Source organism: Pseudomonas marginalis (genome assembly GCF_024169655.1).
Taxonomy (GTDB): domain Bacteria; phylum Pseudomonadota; class Gammaproteobacteria; order Pseudomonadales; family Pseudomonadaceae; genus Aquipseudomonas; species Aquipseudomonas paraveronii.
This window is the reverse complement of record NZ_JALJWV010000001.1, coordinates 5,173,111-5,193,519: the sequence shown is the minus strand read 5'-3', so window position 1 is coordinate 5,193,519 and position 20,409 is coordinate 5,173,111. Positions and strand designations below refer to the sequence as shown.

Sequence of the window (20,409 nt, the reverse complement as noted above, 5' to 3'; positions counted from 1 at the left end):
CCTCAAGGCAATCAGTAAAGAAGCCCAGGAGGCTCCATGCTTAGTGCCCAAGACCGTGCCATCGTCAAATCCACCGTGCCCCTGCTGGAAAGCGGCGGCGAAGCGCTGATCACCCATTTCTACCGCATGATGCTCTCCGAATACCCGGAGGTCCGCCCGCTGTTCAACCAGGCGCACCAGGCCAGCGGCGACCAGCCCCGCGCCCTGGCGAATGGCGTATTGATGTATGCGCGGCATATCGACCAGTTGGATCAACTGGGTGACCTGGTGGCGAAGATCATCAACAAACACGTGGCCTTGCAGATCCTGCCGGAACATTACCCGATCGTGGGGGCCTGCCTGTTGCGTGCGATTTCCGAAGTGCTGGGCAGCGAGATTGCCACCCCCGAGGTAATGAGCGCCTGGGGCGCGGCCTACGGCCAGTTGGCGGATATCCTGATCGGCGCCGAAGCCGCGATCTATGACGAGAAGGCCCAGGCGCCAGGCGGCTGGCGGGGTGCGCGGCCGTTCAAGCTGGTCAAGCGCGTGGAGGAAAGTGCCGAAATCACGTCCTTCTATTTCGCCCCGGTGGACAACGCCCCGATCCTCGCTGCTGCGCCCGGTCAGTACATTGGTATGACGCTGGTGCTCGATGGCGAAGAAGTGCGCCGCAACTATTCCTTGTCGGCCCTCAGCGATGCCGGCCAATACCGCATCAGCGTCAAGCGCGAAGCCGGTGGGCGGGTGTCCAACTACCTGCATGATCAACTGCAGGTCGGCGCGACGATCGACTTGTTCCCGCCAGCGGGCGAGTTCACCCTGGCGGCCAGCGATAAACCGCTGGTGCTGATCAGTGGCGGAGTGGGCATTACGCCAACACTGCCGATGCTCGAAGCGGCCCTGGCTACCCAGCGCCCGGTGCACTTTATCCACTGTGCGCGTAACGGCGGGGTGCATGCGTTTCGGGAGTGGGTCGATGCCCTGGCGGCCAAGCATCCGCAACTCAAGCGCTTCTACTGCTATGACGAGGACGATGGCGTGAGCCCGGCAGGCGACACCGTGGGGCTGCTGAGCCAGGAACAACTCGCGGCGTGGTTGCCCGAGCAGCGCGACCTGGATGCATACTTCCTCGGCCCTAAAGGTTTCATGGCCGCGATCAAGCGCCACCTCAAAGCCTTGGGCGTACCCGAAAAACAAAGCCGCTACGAATTCTTCGGCCCGGCCGCAGCCCTGGAATAACCACCTAAAGGTTCACACTGTTCAAAATGTGGGAGGGGGCTTGCCCCCGATAGCGGTGGATCAGTCAGCTTATCTGTGGCTGACACACCGCTATCGGGGGCAAGCCCCTCCCACATTCAGTGCTCCATTCCTCCCGATTAATCCCCTGTTAACCCCTCTCTGTTTAAACCACTCTCTGTGTGTAAACTTGCGGCCATTGGCACAATCAAACAAAGGGATACGGAGATGAGTGACGAATTGCGTTTAGGCAGGGAACGGCGCTTTCTGGTGTTGCTGGGCATCATCTGCCTGGCGCTGATCGGCGGTGCGCTGTACATGCAGGTGGTGTTGGGCGAGGCGCCGTGCCCGCTGTGTATCCTGCAACGCTACGCCTTGCTGTTGATTGCGGTCTTTGCGTTTATCGGTGCAGCCATGCGCAGCAAAGGCGCGATCACGCTGTTTGAAGGCTTGGTGGTCCTCAGTGCCCTGGGCGGCGTGGCCGCTGCCGGCCACCATGTGTACACCCAGTTCTTCCCCGAGGTCAGTTGCGGCGTGGATGTGCTGCAACCGATCGTTGACGGCCTGCCCCTGGCGAAGGTGTTTCCACTGGTCTTCCAGGTCGATGGCTTCTGCAGCACGCCGTACCCGCCGGTGCTCGGCCTGTCACTGGCGCAATGGGCGCTGGTGGCGTTTGTGCTGACGGTGATCCTGGTGCCCCTGGGTATCTATCGTAATCGCCAACGCAAAGCCTGAGTCGTTCACTGAAACGCCCCGGTCCTTCTCAAGGGAAAGCCGGGGCGTTTTTGTTTGTAGGGATTAATGAAGGGACAGTGACGCGGGACAATTTTGGCGGTGTGCAGTGTGCGACATGTTGTCACACAGACGCAGTCGCAGGACGTTTCTGAGCCGCTGAACCGCCGCTTGAATTTGCCCCGCGTCGTCAATGTGTGCTGTCAGTTCATCGTTTGAGCGACACCGCGAATGGCGCGCCGTTCGAGGCTTTCGGTGATCTGTTAATGCCTTGTTTTATGGGGGCTTGGATCGGTTTTTCAGGCCCTTACAGGGGGTAAGGGGTGTGGCAGTTTGCCCTATAACACGGCATTTTTTGTGGTTTTTGTTGAGAATCCAACGCGATAAGATCGCGAACTTTTGCAAAATAGGTGAAGGATTATTGCTGTAAACGATAAAAATTATTTCTTTATAAGACATGGTTTATACATCGCTAGCTAACTACAATCGCCCGCACTGAATGTCCGGTGCTGTTCAATCTTTGAGCATTGGAGCGGTCGAGGGGCAGATGGATGGCTCTGTGCGACCCCAGGTTCCGGCAGCCTTTCAACTATCCGCACCAAATGGAATTGGTCTGTAACAAGGCCTTTAACCACGAAATCGAATAAGAACTCACCGCAGGTCCGTTAACCGTCCAATCAGGGCGCTCGGGCAGGCTCTTATTCAATCGAAGAGAAATGCCAACCCTTGGCAGGGTGAAGTGTTGGCGATCAAAACCCAACTGCATTGCGCAAGCTGCTTTAGAGGTCGTGAGATGAGTAAAAACAGGTACCCCCGATTACTAGGCTTTTTGCCGCTGCTTGGCATGATGTTAATGCTGGGAGGCTGCAAGTGGGCCTTGCTCGACCCCAAAGGACAGGTCGGTCTGGATGAACGCAACCTGATCATCACCGCCACCCTGCTGATGTTGCTGGTAGTGGTTCCTGTGATCATCATGACCTTCGCCTTCGCCTGGAAATACCGCGCGTCGAACACCAAGGCGACTTACGCGCCGAAGTGGTCGCACTCCACCAAGATTGAAATCGCGGTGTGGCTGGTTCCGATCCTCATCATCATTGCCCTGGGTTATGTGACCTACAAGTCCACCCACGCACTGGACCCGTACCGTCCGCTGGAATCCGACGCCAAGCCGATCAATATCGAAGTGGTCGCGCTGGATTGGAAGTGGCTGTTCATCTACCCGGACCTGGGTATCGCCACCGTCAACAAGATCGTGTTCCCGGAACATACCCCGGTTAACTTCAAGATCACCTCCGACACTGTGATGAACTCGTTCTTCATTCCAGGCCTGGGTGGCCAGATCTATGCGATGGCCGGCATGCAGACCAAGCTGCACCTGATGGCCAACCAGAAAGCTGAAATGGACGGCATCTCCGCCAACTATAGCGGCGCTGGCTTTACCGGCATGAAATTCAAAGCGATCTCGACGAGCCAGGAAGAATTCGACGCCTGGGTAGCCGAAGTCAAGGCCGCACCTAAACAGCTTGATCAAGCTGAATACGAAGCCCTTGCCAAACCAAGCCAGAACAACCCTGCCGCTTCGTACTCCGCGTACACGCCGGACCTGTTTCAGAAGATCGTCGACAAGTACGAAGGCATGAAACCAGGCAAGCCGGTCAAGCACGAGAAGAAAGAAGTGGCTGCGGTTGAAGGTTCTGACACGGGCTCGCATTCAACTGCTGGGGCAGAGGAGTAAACGATGTTTGGTAAATTAAGTTGGGATGCGGTCCCGTTCCACGAGCCGATCGTGATGGTGACCATCGCCATGATCGCGCTGGGTGGTCTGGCACTGTTTGCAGGTATCACTTACTTCAAGAAGTGGACCTACCTGTGGACCGAGTGGCTGACGTCGGTCGACCACAAGAAAATCGGTGTGATGTACATCATCGTTGCCATGGTCATGCTGCTGCGTGGTTTTGCCGACGCCATCATGATGCGTACCCAGTTGGCCATGGCCACCGAAGGTTCGCCGGGCTACCTGCCGCCTGAACACTATGACCAGATCTTCACCGCTCACGGTGTGATCATGATCATCTTCATGGCGATGCCTTTCTTCACCGGCCTGATGAACCTTGCAGTGCCGCTGCAGATCGGTGCCCGTGACGTTGCCTACCCGTTCCTGAACTCCCTGAGCTTCTGGCTGCTGGTATCCGGCGTTGTGCTGGTCAACGTGTCCCTGGGCGTCGGCGAATTCGCCAGGACCGGTTGGGTTGCTTATCCGCCGCTGTCGGGCCTGGCGTACAGTCCGGGCGTGGGTGTGGACTACTACATCTGGGCGCTACAGCTATCAGGGCTCGGGACGACGCTGACGGGGGTCAACTTCCTGGCCACCGTGCTGAAAATGCGCGCGCCTGGCATGAAGATGATGGATATGCCGATCTTCACCTGGACCTGCACCTGGGCCAACGTGCTGATCGTGGCTTCGTTCCCGATCCTCACCGCTACCCTGGCACTGCTGTCGCTTGACCGTTACCTGGATTTCCACATTTTCACCAACGAACTTGGTGGCAATCCAATGATGTACGTGAACCTGTTCTGGGCATGGGGTCACCCTGAGGTGTACATCCTGATCCTGCCAGCGTTCGGTATCTTCTCCGAAGTGATCTCGACCTTTACCGGCAAGCGCCTGTTCGGTCACCACTCGATGGTCTACGCTTCCGGCGCGATCTCGGTACTGGGCTTCATGGTTTGGCTGCACCACTTCTTCACCATGGGTTCGGGGGCCAGCGTCAACGCCTTCTTCGGCCTGGCGACGATGCTGATTTCGATCCCGACGGGGGTGAAGCTATTCAACTGGCTGTTCACCATCTATCACGGTCGTCTGCGTATGACCAGCCAGGTTCTGTGGACCCTGGGCTTCATGGTGACCTTCGCCATCGGCGGCATGACCGGCGTACTGCTGGCCATCCCGGGTGCTGACTTCGTGCTGCACAACAGCCTGTTCGTGATCGCTCACTTCCACAACGTGATCATCGGCGGTGCGGTATTCGGTTACATCGCTGGTTTCAGCTACTTCTTCCCGAAAGCGTTCGGCTTCAAGCTGCACGAAGGCTGGGGCAAGGCAGCATTCTGGTTCTGGATCTCGGGCTTCTTCGTCGCGTTCATGCCGCTCTACGCACTGGGCTTCATGGGCATGACCCGTCGTCTGAACGCTACTACCAACCCTGAGTGGGTGCCGTACCTGTACGTCGCCATGGTCGGTGCGGTGATGATCGCTGTGGGTATCGCCTGCCAGTTGATCCAGCTGTATGTCAGCGTGCGTGATCGCAAGCAGAACATGTGCGAGTCCGGCGACCCATGGAACGGCCACACCCTGGAATGGTCGACTTCGTCGCCACCTCCGTTCTACAACTTCGCCGTGATTCCGACTGCGAACACCATCGATGCGTTCACCGAAGCCAAGGAAAACGGTACTGCGTACCAGCAGCCTAAGCACTACGAACCGATCCACATGCCAAACAACACCGCCACTGGCGTGGTGATTGGTGCGCTGTTGACCGTGTTCGGTTTCGCGATGATCTGGCACATCTGGTGGCTGGCAATCGTGAGCCTGGTGGGCACCATCGGCTACTTCATTGTCCACGCTGCACGTGATGATCAAGGCTACATGGTGCCGGTCGAAACGATCGAGCGCATCGAAGCCGAGCAGCACGCTCGCCTGGTGGCCGAGAAGAAGATCCCGGCCAACCGTGTAGAAACCTCGTTGGAACAGGCTTAAACCATGTCGAACTTAGTGACCAATGCTGGACACGCCCATGTCGATGACCATGGGCACGATGACCATCACCACGACTCGGGCCCGGTAACCGTTTTCGGTTTCTGGCTCTACCTGATGACCGACTGCATCTTGTTTGCGTCGATCTTCGCGGTGTACGCGGTACTGGTAAACAACGTAGCGGGTGGCCCGGCGGGCCACGACATCTTCGAACTGCCTTACGTGCTCGGCGAAACCGCCTTGCTGTTGTTCAGTTCGATCACCTACGGCTTCGCCATGTTGTCCTTCTACAAGGGCAACAAGCAGGGCGTACTGACCTGGTTGGGTCTGACCTTCCTGTTCGGCCTGGGCTTCATCGGCATGGAGATCAACGAGTTCCACCTGCTGATCTCCGAAGGCTTCGGCCCGCACCGCAGCGGCTTCCTGTCGGCGTTCTTCACGCTGGTGGGGACCCACGGTCTGCACGTGACGGCTGGCCTGATCTGGATGGCGGTGATGATGTATCAGGTCAATAAACACGGCCTGACCAACACCAACAAGACTCGCCTGAACTGCCTGAGCCTGTTCTGGCACTTCCTGGACGTGGTCTGGATCTGCGTATTCACCGTCGTCTACTTGATGGGGACTCTGTAATGGCTAATGCACACTCCCATGACAGCCATGATGCGAGCCACGGCAGCGTAAAAACTTACGCTATCGGCTTCATCCTGTCGGTCATCCTGACCCTGATCCCGTTCGGCCTGGTGATGTACCCAACCTTGCCGAAGTCGATCACCTTGATGATCGTCCTGGCGTTTGCGGTGATTCAGGTCTTGGTTCACCTGGTGTACTTCCTGCACCTGGACCGCTCCGAGGCTCAGCGCGAGAACGTGGTTGCGTTCGTGTTCGCAGGCCTGGTGATCGTTCTGCTGGTTGGTCTGTCGCTGTGGATCATGTTCAGCATCCACACGTTCATGATGGCGAAGTGAGGTAAGACCCGATGTCGCTTAAGCACTTTATCCAAATCACCAAACCGGGGATCATTTTCGGTAACGTGCTTTCTGTGGCAGGCGGCTTCTTCCTGGCCTCCAAGGGACATGTCGATCTGGCCATCTTCCTGGCAGCAATGATCGGCACGTCCCTGGTGGTAGCTTCCGGTTGTGTCTTCAACAACTGCATCGACCGCGACATCGATATCAAGATGGAACGCACCAAGAATCGCGTGCTGGTCCAGGGCCTTATCTCCCTGAAACTGGCACTGCTGTTCGCGACCGTCCTGGGTGTTGCCGGCGTGGTGTTGTTGTACAAGGTGGCCAATCCGTTGGCGGCGCTGTTTGCCGTGATCGGCTTTGCCATCTACGTCGGTCTCTACAGCCTGTACCTCAAGCGCAAGTCGGTTCACGGCACGCTGGTGGGCAGTCTGTCGGGGGCGATGCCGCCGGTGATTGGTTATGTGGCTGTGACCAATAGCTTCGACATGGCCGCGCTGGTGCTGCTGGTGATGTTCAGCCTGTGGCAGATGCCGCATTCCTATGCCATCGCGATCTTCCGTTTCAACGACTACCTGGCTGCGTCGATTCCGGTTCTGCCGGTCAAGCGTGGCATCCAGGTGGCCAAGAAACACATCCTGCTGTACATCCTGGCCTTCCTCGTGGCGACCTTGATGTTGACCTTCAGTGGCTACGCCGGCATGAGCTACCTTGCCGTCGCCGCCGCCATGGGCATGTACTGGTTGTATATGGCCTGGACCGGCTACAAGGCGGTGGACGACACCGTCTGGGCGCGCAAGCTGTTCGTGTTCTCGATCTTCACCATCACCGCGCTCAGCGTGATGATGTCCCTGGATTTCCAGGTGCCGAGAGAGCTGTTGCTGACCTACGCGCCCTGAGTGGTTCCAAGTAATGAACAAGCCCCGCCTTCGTGAGAAGCGCGGGGCTTTTTCTTGGGCGCAGTTCCAGCGCACCGCCCCTCCCACATTGGGTTCAGCGGTACTAGTGGTACTACTGCTGCACGATGCTGTACCCATCAAACGCCGTCTGCTGCTGCAACGCCGTGATCACGCTCTTGCGGCTCAACGGCTGTTCAGCGCCTGAGTTATCCACAAAGCTCTCAACCTCCAGCTCGGCGTCATCGCCGTCACCGACAAAGCTGAAACCCAGGAACTCGAACGCTTCACGGTCGACGTTGAGCTTCGAGCGCGGCGTGCGCAGCGGCAGGGTGACGCTGATGCCGTCCTTGCTGATCACAAACACTTCGGCTTCTTTCTTCGGACGAGCGGCCTTGCCCTTGCCGGCGCTTGGGTTGCTGATGGCCTGGTGGGACTGGTTCAGCACCTTGAGGGCCAGTCCATAGACCAGCTCCTGAAACTGCGGGTCGTCCTTGAAGCTGGACAGGATGCGGCTGATGGAAAACTTGCTGCTGAGGTCTTCCAGGGCGATGTTGTCGGCGGCTTCGGCGTCCTTGAGCTGCTTGAGCTGGCCCATCAGGTCGTAGGCCTTGTCGTCATCGAAGGCGTCTTGGGCCTCGCGGATGGCCACACGCAGTTCGCGGATCTGATCGCTTTCCTTGGAGGTATGGAACGCGTCCAGCACCATCTCGCTGATGATCTTGGCCGCTGGCACATGCTGTGAAAGATTGATGGCGTTTTCGTATTCAGCTTTGGATTGCAAGGCGACTACGGACTCTTCGGCGGATTCTGCGGTGTAGGAATCGGACATTGAAATTTCACTACTTCAGTAAACAGGGACAAAAAAGCGTCGCGCATTTTCGGCGGGGAGGGGGGGCAGGTCAAGGCAGCACAATGCCCTTATTGCGACGCAAAGCGGCCAGCGCCCGCTGCAGCGTGATTGCCCGCCCGCAAAACAGACCTACGGTCAAACCGGATGCGCCACCGCCCGCCGCCAGCTCGCCTTTGTCCATCGATTTAGTGCTGTGCCGGTAAACCCGTTACAACACAGAGGTCTGATGAACCTATAAAAACGAACACAGACCTGCGCCGAGGGGCCCTCCCCGCGCCAGGTTAATGAAGGCCTAATGCAATGGGGCATTCTCTGTCATGCCCGGCCGACCTGCTTGCCGCGCCGCACGCACCGGCACCTGCAAACTAAGGAATTGCTGCCCGACAGCGGCGGCAAGCCGGTGGATGCGCGTTATTAGCCCAGTTGCTTGAGGCACGCCTGGAGGATGTCCAGGCCTTCCTCCAACACCGCTGGCTCAGTGGTCAGCGGCGCCAGTAAACGGACGATGTGCCGCGACTTGCCGCTGGGCATCAGCAGCAAGCCGGCGTCCCGCGCCAGGCTCAGCAATTGGCTCAGTTGCTGGGGCGCGGGCGTGCCGTCGGCGTGGGCCAACTCGATGCCACGCATGGCGCCGACGCCGGTCAGTCGGCCCAGGTAAGGCGACAGGCGTTGCGCGCGCCAGGTTTCGTAGCGGCGCAGGATGGCCTCTTCCTGCTGCGATCCCCAGGCCTGCAACTGTGCATCCGTCATCACCTCAAGGGTGGCCAACGCCGCCGCGCAGGCGATGGGATTGCCGGAGTAAGTGCCGCCCAGCCCGCCTTTGGGCAGGTTGTCGAGTAATGCCTTGCGCCCCACTACGGCGCCCAACGGCACACCGCCGGCGATGCTTTTGCCGAGCAGGATCAGGTCCGGTTCTATGCCCAGGCGCGAGAAGGCAAAACGCTGGCCGGTGCGGCCGAAACCGGACTGGATTTCATCGGCGATCAGCAGGATGTTTTTCTCATCGCAGAAACGGCGCAGGGCCTGGGCAAACTCGATGTCCAGCGCGAGGAAACCGCCTTCGCCCTGCACCGGCTCAATGATGAAACAGGCCACGTCGTTGACGTCGATTTCCACACTGAACAAGCGGTCCATGGCCTTCAGCGCTTCGGCGCAGGTCACGCCGTTGTCTGCGCTCGGGTAGGGCAGGTGATACACCGGGCCCGGCAGGACACCGACTTTTTGCTTGTAGGGCGCCACCTTGCCATTCAGGTTGAGGGTGGCAAGCGTGCGGCCGTGGAACGCGCCGTCGAACGCAATCACCGCAGTGCGGCCGGTGGCGCCGCGCACGATCTTCAAGGCGTTTTCAGCGGCTTCCGCGCCGCTGTTGGTGAGCATGCCGCTGACCGGGTAGTCCACCGGGATAAACGCACTCAGACGATCCATCAGCTCGATGTAAGGCCTATGCGGTGCGGCGTTGAAGGCATAGTGGGTCAGTTGGGTTGCCTGCTGGCGAATCGCCTCGACCACTGCCGGGTGGCAATGCCCGAGGTTGAGCACGCCGATGCCGCCGACAAAGTCGATGTAGCGCTTGCCCGTGGTGTCCCAGACCTCGGCGTTCTTGCCGTGGCTGAGGCTGATGGGGTGAACGATGGAAATCGACTGGCTGATGGTTTCGCGGCTCATGAATCTCGGACTCGGCAGTGGCGGGCTTCTTTTTATCTAAGCCGCGAGCCAGGCTGTGCCGCAAACGAAATAAAGTCGCCGGGTCATTCCAAATCGGAAGGAGCGGTTGCCAGCAGGTCGTTCGGGGCAACAACCCCCGCGCATTTATTCCGAGGCGACATCCTTCCCCGCTGCCTTGGAGCGATACAGCGCCTGATCGGCCCGCGCCATCAGCGCAGCGGGGGCTTCACCCGCAAGACGCTCCACCACCCCCAGGCTCAGGGTCACTTTGAAGTCACCCACCGCAGGCATCTCGGTCATTTTTTGGCGAATGCGCTCGGCCAGGGCTTTCGCTGTCTTCAGGGGGCTTTTGGGCAGCACCACCACAAACTCATCGCCACCCCAGCGCGCCAGCAAGTCACCGGGGCGCACGCAGGATTCCAGTCTCTCCACGACGCTCACCAGGGTCTTGTCGCCGACGCCGTGGCCGTGTCGATCATTGATCGGCTTGAAATCATCGATATCCATGGCGAGCAGCGCCAACGGCAGGCGGAAGCGTTCGGCGCGGTCGCATTCTTCCAGCAGCACTTTTTCCAGGCGATAACGGTTGGCCACGCAGGTCAGGGCGTCACGCTCGGCCAAGGAGCGGTTTTCGTCCAGTTGCAATTGCAGTTGCTGATTGACCCGTGACAACTCGCGTGTGCGTTCGGCAACCAAGGCTTCAAGCGATTGGTTACGCCGTTCGAGCTGTTCGATGGAGCATTTGCGCGTATTAATGTCGCGGTGGGCGCCGAGCATGCGCGCCACCGAGCCGTCGAGGTTACGCGCAACCACATAGCCGCGGTCTTCGATCCACAGGTAACTGCCGTCTTTTTTGCGGCAGCGGTATTCGGTCTGGTAATGGGGCGAGCGACGGTTGATGTAGTCATCGAACAGCGTCATCACCCGGAGGTAGTCGTCGGGGTGGATGATGTTCTCCCAGGTGAACACGCTGTTCTCCAGGGAGTGGCTGGGGTAGCCGAGCATTTCGTACCAGCCGGGGTTGCGGTAAACGAAACCCGTATTCGCATTCCAGTCCCAGACCCCGTCGCTGACCAGTTCCATGACAGCATGCAACATGTCGGCATTGAGGTCGTTTGACGGTTTATTGCCGGCTGTATCGTCCATGTGCGCGCTTCCCTGCGTGGGCCCCAAGGCCGGTGAAATTGACGCCGATACTCCGTGGCTGGCGCTACTGTACAACGTGACTTGCACGCTTTGAATAGAGCGACTGTGCAGCTGTCGAGGTGTGGCGATGGGCCATTATTTCGGCGCCCGCATCATCGTCGGTGCCTTCCCATTGGCGTTGTGCTGGTAAATGGCCTCGGGTTGGCCTTGCGCGTTGAAAAACACCTGGCCGATCCCCGCCGAGTTCCACAAGCGCTCACCGGCTTGCGCGTGTTCCGGGATATGCGGCACCACCTGCATGGTGCGGCGGCGGGTGAACCAGTTGAGCGGAGAACGCGGCGAGTAGAGCCAGCGGTTGAGGCGGTCGAACCATTCCAGCAGGCGCGGTGGGAATTCGTTCTTGATGCCGCTGCTGGTGATCTGCCAGAGCTTGGGGCCGGCGTTGCGATGGCGGATCAGTACTTCGTAGACGAACGAATAGTGTACGTCGCCCGAGAGGATGACGTAGTTACCCGGCGTGCGGGAGTGGCGGAAGATATTCAGGATCACCTCGGCGGCGCCGCGATGCGCCATCCAGTTTTCGGCGTCCACCAGCAGCGGGTAACCGCACCCACTGAAGACTTTTTGCACGGTCTCGATCAGCTTGACGCCAAAGATCGGCGCGGGGGAGACGATGATCGCGCACGGGTGGTCCAGCAGTTCCTGTTGCAGTTCGCTCAAGGCTTCCCAGTCCAGCAGGCCGGATGGTTGTTTGAGGTTGAATTCGCTGCGCCAGCGCCGGGTTCGGGTGTCGAGTACGACCAGCGCGGGGGTGGTGGGCAGGACGTAATGCCACTGTTGGAAGGTCAGTAGCGTTTCGAGCAGTTCATCCTGCGCGCTCGCGTTCAGATGATTGTCGTGTGCCTGGGCGGCAAGTGCCTGTGTCTGGCTGATCAGCTTGGCAAACACATCCGGCTGGTTGCCCCAGCCCTGGCACAGCAGGTACGCCAGCAACGCGTTGCCGATGATGCGTTTGGAGAACGGATGGCCGTAGGCGGTTTCTTCCCACTGGGCGCTGAGGTTCCAGTCGTCGGTGATGTCGTGATCGTCGAAGATCATCAGCGTGGACAGGTGGGCGAACACCCGCGCGACGCCGGGCAGGCCATCGCGGAAGCGATCGATCTGCACCTGCTCACGGGCATACCGCGGTTGCGCGTCGGCGCTCAGTTGCGGCGGCTGCGGCGCGATCAGTGTCCAGGGGGTGGGGGACCAGACCAGCAGATACATGGCAATGACTTCGGCGAAGGTCACCAAGTGATTGTCGGCGGTGCTGCTGGTGAAAATCGGCTTCTTCACGCCGCCAAAAAAGCGTTCGCGCAGGGTCTCGTTGCTGTCCAGCGCGGGGAGCAGTTCGGCCCGCTGGTAATAACTGGCGCGATGCCCGTAGAGGCTGGCGCTGTTGTCCACCACGGCGCCGTCCAGGTATTCGTCGAACAGCCCCAGGCGCGTGATCAGCCCATGAATCGCCCGCAGCATCGGCCCGGCGACATCGTCGGCGTACACCTGGTCGCCGCTCATCATCAACAACGCCGGGCGTTGCGCTGGGGTTTGGGCGTCGGCCAGCAGGCGGTCGACGCACAGCAAGCCTTCGTCCGCCGGGTGGTGGGGCTTGCGGCAGGAGCCGTGGACCAATTGATGAATACGGCTATGCAGCACGAAACTCGGCGATTGCGCGTCGCAATAGAGCAGGTGCGGTGCCCATTGGCCGATGCCGCGCCCGTCGATCAGCAGGTCATAGCCGATCACCGCGTCCTGGGGCAGAGCCTCGTCCAACGCAACGTCGATCAAGTGGATAAAGGCCTGGCGCCCCACCGGCACGATTTGGCACTGGCCTTGGTCCAGCGAGATATCGCGGGTCTGCTCGGCGACGTGCAGCCTGAGGGTCAACGGCAGTTCCCTGGTCCCCACCAGCCACATCACCAGGCGCTGGGGTTCAAGGCGCCGCAGCAGCGGGCCAGCGAGGACGTCGGGCAAGGTGCCGGCGTGAGGCATAGGGTTGAAAGCTCTGTGCAAGGTGGTTGCGAAGGTTAACCCGGGGGATGTCAGTATTTTGTTAAGGTCGGGTGGATCGAAAGGTGGAAGAGACTGCAGGGTTGCAGCCTCTCAATTTGACGACTTAGATGATGTTTCCACTGCCCAGGCTGTCCAGGCCGTTCGAGCGGTTGTCCTTCTTTGGCGGCCGCTCACCACTGAAATCAATGGTCGACCCCAGAGAGGGCGTTTTCGGGCGAGGAGGGTTTTTTTCTGGCGTGTTCAAGTAGGTCTGCAAAAGGGTGTTTTCGAAACTCAGATGACTGGAAAAAATATCCATCACGGTACCCTCTGTAAGTTCAGTTCGCGTCGAAGGCTGTCGACGCGGACCGAAACTACAGAGCGTGGGAAGCCTGAGCTATAAACAAATCGCGTCAAAACGAGACGACACAGGTGTGGGCATTGTCATTCACCTTGGGCTCCCTAAATCGGAACTCACGGCTGCGGCCCAGCTCACTTTTCGCGACGATTTTTCCGGCACCTAACCGCCGCCGGGTCTTCGGCGAAGTGATGTCGCGAAGCTATTAATGCACCGACGCTCCCTGCTGGGTCAGTGCGGTTTGCACGCATTCGAGCAGATGGTCGGTGCTCCACGGCTTGGGCAGAAACCGTACCGATCCCCCCAACTGCGCCGCCAGCCTGGTGTTGCCGGACGTCAGCACCACCGGCACCGCTGGCCAACGATGGGCCACCACTCGACTCAGGTCATAGCCGTTGAGCAATCCAGGCATCTGGATATCACTCACAATCAGGTCCACCGGGTCATCGGCCCGCTCCAGGTAAATCATTCCTTCATCCGCCGAAGGAAACGAGGTGACATGCGCACCGAAATCCTCCAGAACGTCGACCATTAACGCGCGAATGATTTCGTCGTCTTCCAGCACTAAAATCGATGGCTGAGCCATGATCCTTACTCCACCATCAGGGTTCAGTAGGGTGGAGTGGGGCGCAGCGCATTAGGTTCGATCAGATATGCCTGGAACGATGGATGGTCGTTCTGAGGGACCCGGTTGCGTATTGACCGGGTGCTGCTGCACGATACCGGCGCTTTTCAACCAACCACCGGCCTGCTTCCCACAGGCCGTGACACAAGGCCGTCAACCGTGAGCACTCGGCCGCGCAGATCGACCGGGATGACCCGTGGTTCAGTGTGCTGGCACCGGTGGTGACGGCATGGACCGAAGCGGTGATCTTGATGGGCATGCGCTCCTGACAAACCGGCATAATCACCCGTATCACCCGATGTGGAGCCCTTATGAAATACCGCGCCTTACTGACCTTCGCCCTGATCCTCAACACTGGCGCGGCCTGCGCCGCCGGCGATGCCGAAGCGGGCGGCAAGCTCTTCGCCAAAACCTGCGGCGGCTGCCATAACATCGGCGAGGGCGCGCGCGGCGGCTTTGGCCCCGAACTCAACGGCATCATCGGCAGGCCTGCCGGCACTACCGCCGACTATCAGTATTCGGATGCGATGAAAAACTCCGGGGTGGTCTGGACCCGAGAAAAACTCGCGGCCTATATCGAGGCGCCGAAGAAGGTAGTGAGCGGCACGCGCATGATCTTCTGGGGCATCAGCGATCAGGAAAAGATCGACAACATCCTGGCGTACCTGGAGACGTTTCAACCCCAGTGATTCTGACCTCATGTGGGAGTGAGCCCCACATGAAACCTGCGTCGTTCTGAAGTTCCTATACCTAACCGCCCAGCTTCCTATTCGGCTGCGGAACATTCCGCACAAACACCGGCCCAGTTAGCACTTACTTTCACACCAATAAGGACATCCCCTGTGAGGGTGTGTGAGTTATACCCTGCAGCCAAAACTGACAGGCAAGTAGGACCGTTCTGATTTCTATCCGATCCCCTCTTAAGCAGCAAAGCGTTTGCTACGGTCGCGAAAAAAACGCGAAGGAAATGCTGAATGCTGACATTCAATACCCTATGGAAAAACCATCCGGAAATCTTCGGAGACGCCGCCCCGTGCTGAACCAACGGCGCGAAAAATTTTAGTGATCAATGCGCGATCAACCTAGGCGTGGCATTGCGCAGGTCTGGTGCCGACCTGAGCGGATTCAGAGGGGTGCGCTATTGTTGGCAGCACCCCAAAAGTGAAGGTCATGTGCTGGCTGCAGAGGAAATGGCCAAGGCATTAAGTCGCGCCAATATCCCCGGTATACAGCCCGTAAAGAAGATAAAGCCTGAAGACTTTGAGGATATGTTGGTCGGGCAGCAAGGCATCATCTTCTTCAAGGATTTTTGGCGCCGGGGCAATGAAACGTTCGGTAACCGTAGTGGTGACCACATTGATTTATGGAATGGGCGGCGATTGACGGATTGGCTGAGCTACCCGCGAATTCAGTTAGGCTTCTCGATCGAAGGGACGTTCTCGGATTATCACCAGTCAAGGGAGATTTGGTTTTGGAGCGTTATATGAAGGTCTGTAAGGGGGTTGTGTTTGTAGTTTTGGTAGTCGCCGTGGCTGTTGGGGTGTTCAACGGGGTGGTGGTGGCGGTGTCGGCGTACTTTGGGCCGTTCTATGAAGGAGATGCGGAGCAGACTCGGAATTTTGGGATTTGGTTGGTGGGGAATGGCGTCACTGTTGTGGGGGCGGTTGTGGGTGGGGTGGTTTGGTATTGCAGGTATTTGCGGAGGCCGCGGGGCTGATGGCCTGCGCCCATATTTGACGGTGTGCATCCATTGAATCAGGCGTGCCTGCAGTAAAAAAGACCTTGGGACGCCAAGGTCTTTTTTTGCCCGCTGATCAGGTCAGCAGGTACTTGGAAATCCAGAGCGAAAATCCCGGAGGTTTCCACGCAATAGAACACGCTGTTTTTGTACGGCCGCAAGATGAAGTCGATCACGTGCCTGTCCTGTGTATGACGTTTTGCTCGCAGATCTGTATCTAACGCGCTCATGTCGCACGCCCTACCATGGCGCTCGACACGACAACGTCGCCGACAACACCCTCATTCAGGAGCTGCACGATGCCCGAACTGTCCAACTGGCTTGCCTATGGCCTGATCTCACTGGGCATGGTGCTGACGCCCGGGCCGAACATGATTTACCTCATTTCCCGCTCGATTTGCCAGGGGCGCACGGCCGGTTTGATTTCCCTGGGCGGGGTTGCGTTGGGTTTTATCGTTTACATGCTGTGCGCGGCGTTGGGTATCACCGCCTTGGTCATGGCGGTTCCCTTGGCCTACGACGCGCTGCGACTCGGTGGTGCGTTGTATCTGGTCTACCTGGCCTGGCAGGCGGTCAAGCCGGGGGGGCGTTCGCCTTTTCAGGTGCGGGACTTGCCCCAGGATAGCCCGCGCAAGCTGTTCATGATGGGCTTTGTGACCAACCTGCTGAACCCTAAAGTCGCGGTGATGTACCTGTCGTTGCTGCCGCAGTTCATCGACCCGAACGGCCACGGCAGCGTGTTGACGCAATCGTTGGTGCTGGGTTTTACGCAGATTTTCATTAGCGTGGGCGTCAACGCAATGATTGCCATGATGGCGGGCTCCATCGCGGTGTTCTTCGTCACCCGGCCCGGTTGGCAGGTGGCGCAGCGCTGGCTGATGGGCTCGGTGCTGATGGGCTTGGCCGTGCGTATGGCAGTTGAAGGGCGGCGGTAATCGGGCATGCGCTATTGACGCTGGCCGGCACGCTGATCACCGATTCACTGGATGTCTTTCAAATAGTCCTTGAGGGTGGTTAGCGGCGCGGGCAGTGCATCGAGTTGACGGACGTTTTGCACGTCAGTCGCCAACCGCCGCAATTCCCGCCCCAGTACCGTATGGGCGCCGCCCACTGTATCCAGCGCTTGCACCGCACACGCCTCGATCTTGAGTTGAATCGCAGGCAGATCCCCCCGTCGCACCAATAACCCAAACACTTCCCGCTCGTACCCGTCCATCACCAGATCGTCACGCAAAACCGGGCTGCCGCCGTCGGTCTCGTGCACCAGTTTCAGTGCGAAGAGCGCAACCGCTTCCAGCGTCAATTCCATGGTCTCGCTTCCTCAGGCTTGGGTGGGGAGGGCGATGATCACTGTTCTGCGTCGGAAAAAAAAGACCCACGCGTCAGCGCTCCAGGATCAGTTCCACGCGGCGGTTGCGGGCGCGGCCTTCGGCGAGGGCGTTGTCGGCCAGGGGACGGGTGTCGGCATAGCCGATGGCGGCGAGGCGGTTGGGCTGGATGCCGTTGCTTTGCAAGTAGCGGACTACGCTGCCGGCGCGGGCGCCGGAGAGCTCCCAGTTGGAGGGGAAGCGCGAGTTGCGGATGTCTTGGGGGTCGGTATGGCCGGCGACGATGATTTTGTGCGGCACGCTGTCGAGTACAGGGATCAGCTTGCGCAGCACGGCGAGGCCGCCCAGGCTGAGGTCGGACTGGCCGGAAGGGAACAGGATTTCGCTGCTGATCCGAAAGCTCACACTGCTGTCGTTGGTGACCACTTCGATGTCATTGCCCAGCTTGTCCAGTGGCAGTTCGTTGAGCAGGTCTTGCGTCGTGGGCTTGGGCGGCTCGGGCTCAACCACAGTGACGGGCTCGGGCTCAACGGCGACGACGGGTTCGGGCTCAGCTTCCACCACGGGTGCCGGCGCCTGATGTACCCGCAACAACGCGCCCGGCGGGTCTATCGAGGTCAGGCTTTTTGCACTAAAAACGGGGGCTACAGTGAGCTTGGCACTGTGCCGCGCAAGCTCATGGCTCTTGCCGGCCAACGCCAGCATGGCCATGGTCATCACCAGCAGCAGGGTCATCATGTCCAGGTAGGTCATCATCCAGGTTTCGCCACCTGGATCTTCTACGGGCAGCGTGCCGCTGGCGATCGCGGCAGCCTGGTTGCGGGTGATGGCTGTCATGCCCGGGTTTTCCACTTCAGCGCAATCAGGGTGCGCGCCGGGCGCAACGGTTCCTCGCGCAAGTCGTTCTGGTAGTGGGCCACGAACGACTTCAAGGTTTCACGCATCAGCCCTGGGCTGCGTTTGTTGGCCATCATCGCCACGCCTTGCAGCACCATGTTCATCACCACCACGCGCTGTTCGGTGCGGCGTTCCAGTTTCACCGCCACCGGTTTGCACAGCAGGTTGGCCAGCAACACGCCGTAGAGCGTGGTCATCAGGCCCACGGCCATTTGTCGGCCGATGGTCACCATGTCACCGTCGCCCAGCACGAACATCAGGTTCACCAGCCCCACCAGGGTACCGAGCATGCCGAAGGCCGGCGCATAGCTGGCCATGACCCGGAACAGCTGGGCCTCGGCGTGTTCCTTGGCACGCAGCCGCGCGATGCGCCACTGCAGCAGGTCGAGGATGTCGTCCAGTGGTGTCTTGTCGATCACCAGTTGCACGCCGGAGCGCAGGAAGGGGTTCTTCACCCGGTCGAGGACGTCCTCCACCGCGCGCAGGTCGCCGTCGATCCACAGGCGCGACAGGCTCACCAGTTCGTCGATGTCTTCCTGGGTGTATTCGCGCTCGTGACGCACCACGGTCTTGATCAGGCTGAAGATGTGCAGCACTTCGCGCAGCGGGTAGCTGATGAAGGTCGCGGCAAAGGTGCCGACCACCACAATGCCCAGAGCCGGCAGGTCAATGAACAAGCCGGGTTGTTGCGCGCTGAACATGAGCAGCACCGCCAGCAGTAGCAGGCTGGCGAGCATGCCGATCAGGGTTGAGGGGTTCATGCAGCACTCCTGTTGTGGGCCAAGGCAGGCTTTATAACGCGGTGGGTGCTGATTCAAATCGGCTAATACAGGCACTTTGCGTGGCGAAATCGGACGGCTGCGCAAATTTTTTTGGGGGTTGCCTAAAGACGGCTGATCGGATCGCCGATGTTCGGTTTGTCTGTACGGCAACGGCGGTGATTGCATCGACGCCGGGCCCTGAATCTGTCCCAAGCGGCTCACCCACGAAAAGGAACTGCACCATGTCAGTTATCAATACCAACATCACGTCCATGATCGCTCAACAAAACCTGAACTCCTCGGAGAACAGCCTGAGCACCTCGATCGAGCGCTTGTCGTCGGGCCTGAAAATCAACAGCGCATCCGATGACGCCGCAGGCCAGGCGATTGCCAACCGCATGACCTCGCAGATCACCGGCCTGTCGCAGGCGAGCAGTAACGCCAGCGACGGCATCTCCCTGGCGCAGACCACCGAAGGCGCGCTGGACCAGGTGAACGACAACCTGCAGCGCATCCGTGAGCTGTCGGTGCAAGCGTCCAACGGCACCAACTCCCAGTCCGACCTGCAATCGATCCAGGACGAGATCACCCAGCGTCTGGACGAGATCGACCGTATCTCCTCGCAAACCGCGTTCAACGGCGTGGACGTGCTGTCCAAAGACCAGACCATCACCATCCAGGTCGGCGCCAACGATGGCGAAACCATCGACATCAAGCTCAGCGAAATCAATGCCAAGACCCTGGGCCTGGAGAGCTTCAACGTGAACGGCTATGACACCACCCTGACCGCCAGCACCCTGTCGGATTCCTCGGGCACCGCGATCACGTCGACCAACACCAGCTATGTCGACAAGTCCGGTACCACGGTCACCGGCGGCACGCTGTCCGCCGACGCCGACGGCGACTACTTCCTGACCGTGGGCGGCAAGACCTACGCGGCGGAAGTGACCCTGACCACCAGCGGCACTACCACCTCGGCCAGCATCAGCATCGACACCGAGAATGCGGTGACCAAGAAGTCCACCAGCACCCTGACCACCCTCGACAACGCCCTGAACACGGTGGACTCGATGCGTTCGGACCTGGGTGCGGTGCAAAACCGTTTCGACTCGGCGATCACTAACATTTCCACCACGACCACTAACCTGACCTCCGCCCGTTCGGGTATCCAGGACGTGGACTACGCCACCGAAGTGTCAGCCATGACCAGCGCCCAGATCCTGCAACAGGCCGGTACGTCGGTATTGGCCCAAGCCAACTCCATGCCGGAGCAAATGCTGTCGCTGCTGCAATAATCGCAACCGCGCGGTACGAAGGGGCCAGCTCACGCTGAGCCCCTTTTTTGTGCGCGTTCGCTGCACAATCTTTGGTAATTGCGGCATTGAGGTGGGTTTATCCGGGCTTTGGCGGGGAGGGTGGCGCGATAGCATTTCGCTCAGAAT

General features: G+C 59.4%; 22 protein-coding genes. 12 read left to right on the top strand and 10 right to left on the bottom strand.

The genetic code is table 11. The features are described from left to right. Positions 1-36 precede the first annotated feature (36 nt). From hmpA to cyoE, 7 genes are all read left to right on the top strand, one after another. Entirely contained in the window at positions 37-1,218 is a 1,182-nt protein-coding gene (hmpA, locus tag J2Y83_RS23905) for an NO-inducible flavohemoprotein (RefSeq protein ID WP_253398896.1), read from the top strand. A gap of 225 nt (positions 1,219-1,443) precedes the next feature. Beyond that, entirely contained in the window at positions 1,444-1,950 is a 507-nt protein-coding gene (locus J2Y83_RS23900) for a disulfide bond formation protein B (protein ID WP_247403557.1), read from the top strand. Between the two features lie 790 nt (positions 1,951-2,740). Next, positions 2,741-3,682 carry a ubiquinol oxidase subunit II gene (cyoA, locus tag J2Y83_RS23895; protein WP_253398893.1) on the top strand — a complete coding sequence of 314 codons (942 nt, stop codon included), beginning with the start codon at positions 2,741-2,743 and terminating at the stop codon, positions 3,680-3,682. A gap of 3 nt (positions 3,683-3,685) precedes the next feature. Beyond that, positions 3,686-5,704: a cytochrome o ubiquinol oxidase subunit I gene (cyoB, locus tag J2Y83_RS23890; RefSeq protein WP_253398887.1), complete on the top strand. Its 2,019-nt coding sequence runs from the start codon at positions 3,686-3,688 to the stop codon at positions 5,702-5,704. A 3-nt stretch (positions 5,705-5,707) separates the two neighbouring features. After that, positions 5,708-6,334, top strand: coding sequence for a cytochrome o ubiquinol oxidase subunit III (locus J2Y83_RS23885; RefSeq protein WP_247403567.1), 627 nt, complete (start codon positions 5,708-5,710; stop codon positions 6,332-6,334). Continuing rightward, positions 6,334-6,669: a cytochrome o ubiquinol oxidase subunit IV gene (cyoD, locus tag J2Y83_RS23880; RefSeq protein WP_247403570.1), complete on the top strand. Its 336-nt coding sequence runs from the start codon at positions 6,334-6,336 to the stop codon at positions 6,667-6,669. Before J2Y83_RS23885 ends, cyoD begins: the two co-directional genes overlap by 1 nt. Positions 6,670-6,680: 11 nt before the next feature. After that, positions 6,681-7,568: a heme o synthase gene (gene cyoE / locus J2Y83_RS23875; protein WP_253398885.1), complete on the top strand. Its 888-nt coding sequence runs from the start codon at positions 6,681-6,683 to the stop codon at positions 7,566-7,568. A gap of 112 nt (positions 7,569-7,680) precedes the next feature. On the opposite strand, the gene J2Y83_RS23870 is transcribed toward cyoE, so the two are convergent. After that, complete coding sequence (locus J2Y83_RS23870) at positions 7,681-8,397, bottom strand: hypothetical protein (RefSeq protein ID WP_253398883.1); 717 nt, start codon at positions 8,395-8,397, stop codon at positions 7,681-7,683. Between the two features lie 316 nt (positions 8,398-8,713). Here J2Y83_RS23870 and J2Y83_RS29650 point away from each other — a divergent pair, with 316 nt between their 5' ends. Continuing rightward, the gene (locus tag J2Y83_RS29650; RefSeq protein WP_301295048.1) at positions 8,714-8,836 is read left to right on the top strand and encodes a hypothetical protein; all 123 of its coding nucleotides are present in this window, start codon (positions 8,714-8,716) and stop codon (positions 8,834-8,836) included. Here the strand turns inward: J2Y83_RS29650 and J2Y83_RS23865 are convergent. The 5 genes from J2Y83_RS23865 to J2Y83_RS23845 form a co-directional block, all read right to left on the bottom strand. Then, complete coding sequence (locus tag J2Y83_RS23865; RefSeq protein ID WP_253398881.1) at positions 8,833-10,083, bottom strand: 2-aminoadipate transaminase; 1,251 nt, start codon at positions 10,081-10,083, stop codon at positions 8,833-8,835. The genes J2Y83_RS29650 and J2Y83_RS23865 overlap by 4 nt on opposite strands. A gap of 144 nt (positions 10,084-10,227) precedes the next feature. Next, positions 10,228-11,229: a sensor domain-containing diguanylate cyclase gene (locus J2Y83_RS23860; RefSeq protein WP_253398879.1), complete on the bottom strand. Its 1,002-nt coding sequence runs from the start codon at positions 11,227-11,229 to the stop codon at positions 10,228-10,230. Between the two features lie 135 nt (positions 11,230-11,364). Further along, positions 11,365-13,260 carry an alkaline phosphatase D family protein gene (locus J2Y83_RS23855; RefSeq protein ID WP_253398869.1) on the bottom strand — a complete coding sequence of 632 codons (1,896 nt, stop codon included), beginning with the start codon at positions 13,258-13,260 and terminating at the stop codon, positions 11,365-11,367. Positions 13,261-13,384: 124 nt separating this feature from the next. Continuing rightward, a complete protein-coding gene (locus J2Y83_RS23850; RefSeq protein ID WP_253398867.1) occupies positions 13,385-13,579 on the bottom strand; it encodes a hypothetical protein in 195 nt (64 codons plus the stop codon). A gap of 244 nt (positions 13,580-13,823) precedes the next feature. Continuing rightward, a complete protein-coding gene (locus tag J2Y83_RS23845; RefSeq protein WP_253398865.1) occupies positions 13,824-14,204 on the bottom strand; it encodes a response regulator in 381 nt (126 codons plus the stop codon). A gap of 350 nt (positions 14,205-14,554) precedes the next feature. Between J2Y83_RS23845 and J2Y83_RS23840 the strand changes: the two genes are divergently transcribed. Together J2Y83_RS23840 and J2Y83_RS23835 are read left to right on the top strand one after the other, a co-directional pair. Further along, a complete protein-coding gene (locus tag J2Y83_RS23840; RefSeq protein ID WP_247396109.1) occupies positions 14,555-14,932 on the top strand; it encodes a c-type cytochrome in 378 nt (125 codons plus the stop codon). Between the two features lie 405 nt (positions 14,933-15,337). After that, positions 15,338-15,730 (top strand): T6SS effector amidase Tae4 family protein, encoded by a 393-nt coding sequence (locus J2Y83_RS23835; RefSeq protein WP_253398863.1) that lies wholly within the window; start codon positions 15,338-15,340, stop codon positions 15,728-15,730. Between the two features lie 268 nt (positions 15,731-15,998). Here J2Y83_RS23835 and J2Y83_RS23825 read toward each other — a convergent pair whose 3' ends face one another. Next, complete coding sequence (locus J2Y83_RS23825) at positions 15,999-16,211, bottom strand: hypothetical protein (RefSeq protein ID WP_253398859.1); 213 nt, start codon at positions 16,209-16,211, stop codon at positions 15,999-16,001. A gap of 69 nt (positions 16,212-16,280) precedes the next feature. On the opposite strand from J2Y83_RS23825, the gene J2Y83_RS23820 reads away from it, so the two are divergent. Then, positions 16,281-16,916 carry a LysE family translocator gene (locus J2Y83_RS23820; protein ID WP_247396103.1) on the top strand — a complete coding sequence of 212 codons (636 nt, stop codon included), beginning with the start codon at positions 16,281-16,283 and terminating at the stop codon, positions 16,914-16,916. A 44-nt stretch (positions 16,917-16,960) separates the two neighbouring features. Here the strand turns inward: J2Y83_RS23820 and J2Y83_RS23815 are convergent, their stop codons facing one another. The 3 genes from J2Y83_RS23815 to J2Y83_RS23805 form a co-directional block, all read right to left on the bottom strand. Continuing rightward, positions 16,961-17,290 carry a hypothetical protein gene (locus J2Y83_RS23815; RefSeq protein WP_253398857.1) on the bottom strand — a complete coding sequence of 110 codons (330 nt, stop codon included), beginning with the start codon at positions 17,288-17,290 and terminating at the stop codon, positions 16,961-16,963. Between the two features lie 73 nt (positions 17,291-17,363). Next, positions 17,364-18,146, bottom strand: a complete 783-nt coding sequence (locus tag J2Y83_RS23810) for an OmpA family protein (protein ID WP_253398855.1) — start codon at positions 18,144-18,146, stop codon at positions 17,364-17,366. Then, positions 18,143-18,967, bottom strand: a complete 825-nt coding sequence (locus tag J2Y83_RS23805) for a motility protein A (protein ID WP_253398853.1) — start codon at positions 18,965-18,967, stop codon at positions 18,143-18,145. Before J2Y83_RS23805 ends, J2Y83_RS23810 begins: the two co-directional genes overlap by 4 nt. A gap of 242 nt (positions 18,968-19,209) precedes the next feature. On the opposite strand from J2Y83_RS23805, the gene J2Y83_RS23800 reads away from it, so the two are divergent. Next, a complete protein-coding gene (locus tag J2Y83_RS23800) occupies positions 19,210-20,262 on the top strand; it encodes a flagellin (RefSeq protein WP_253398851.1) in 1,053 nt (350 codons plus the stop codon). Positions 20,263-20,409: the final 147 nt, after the last annotated feature.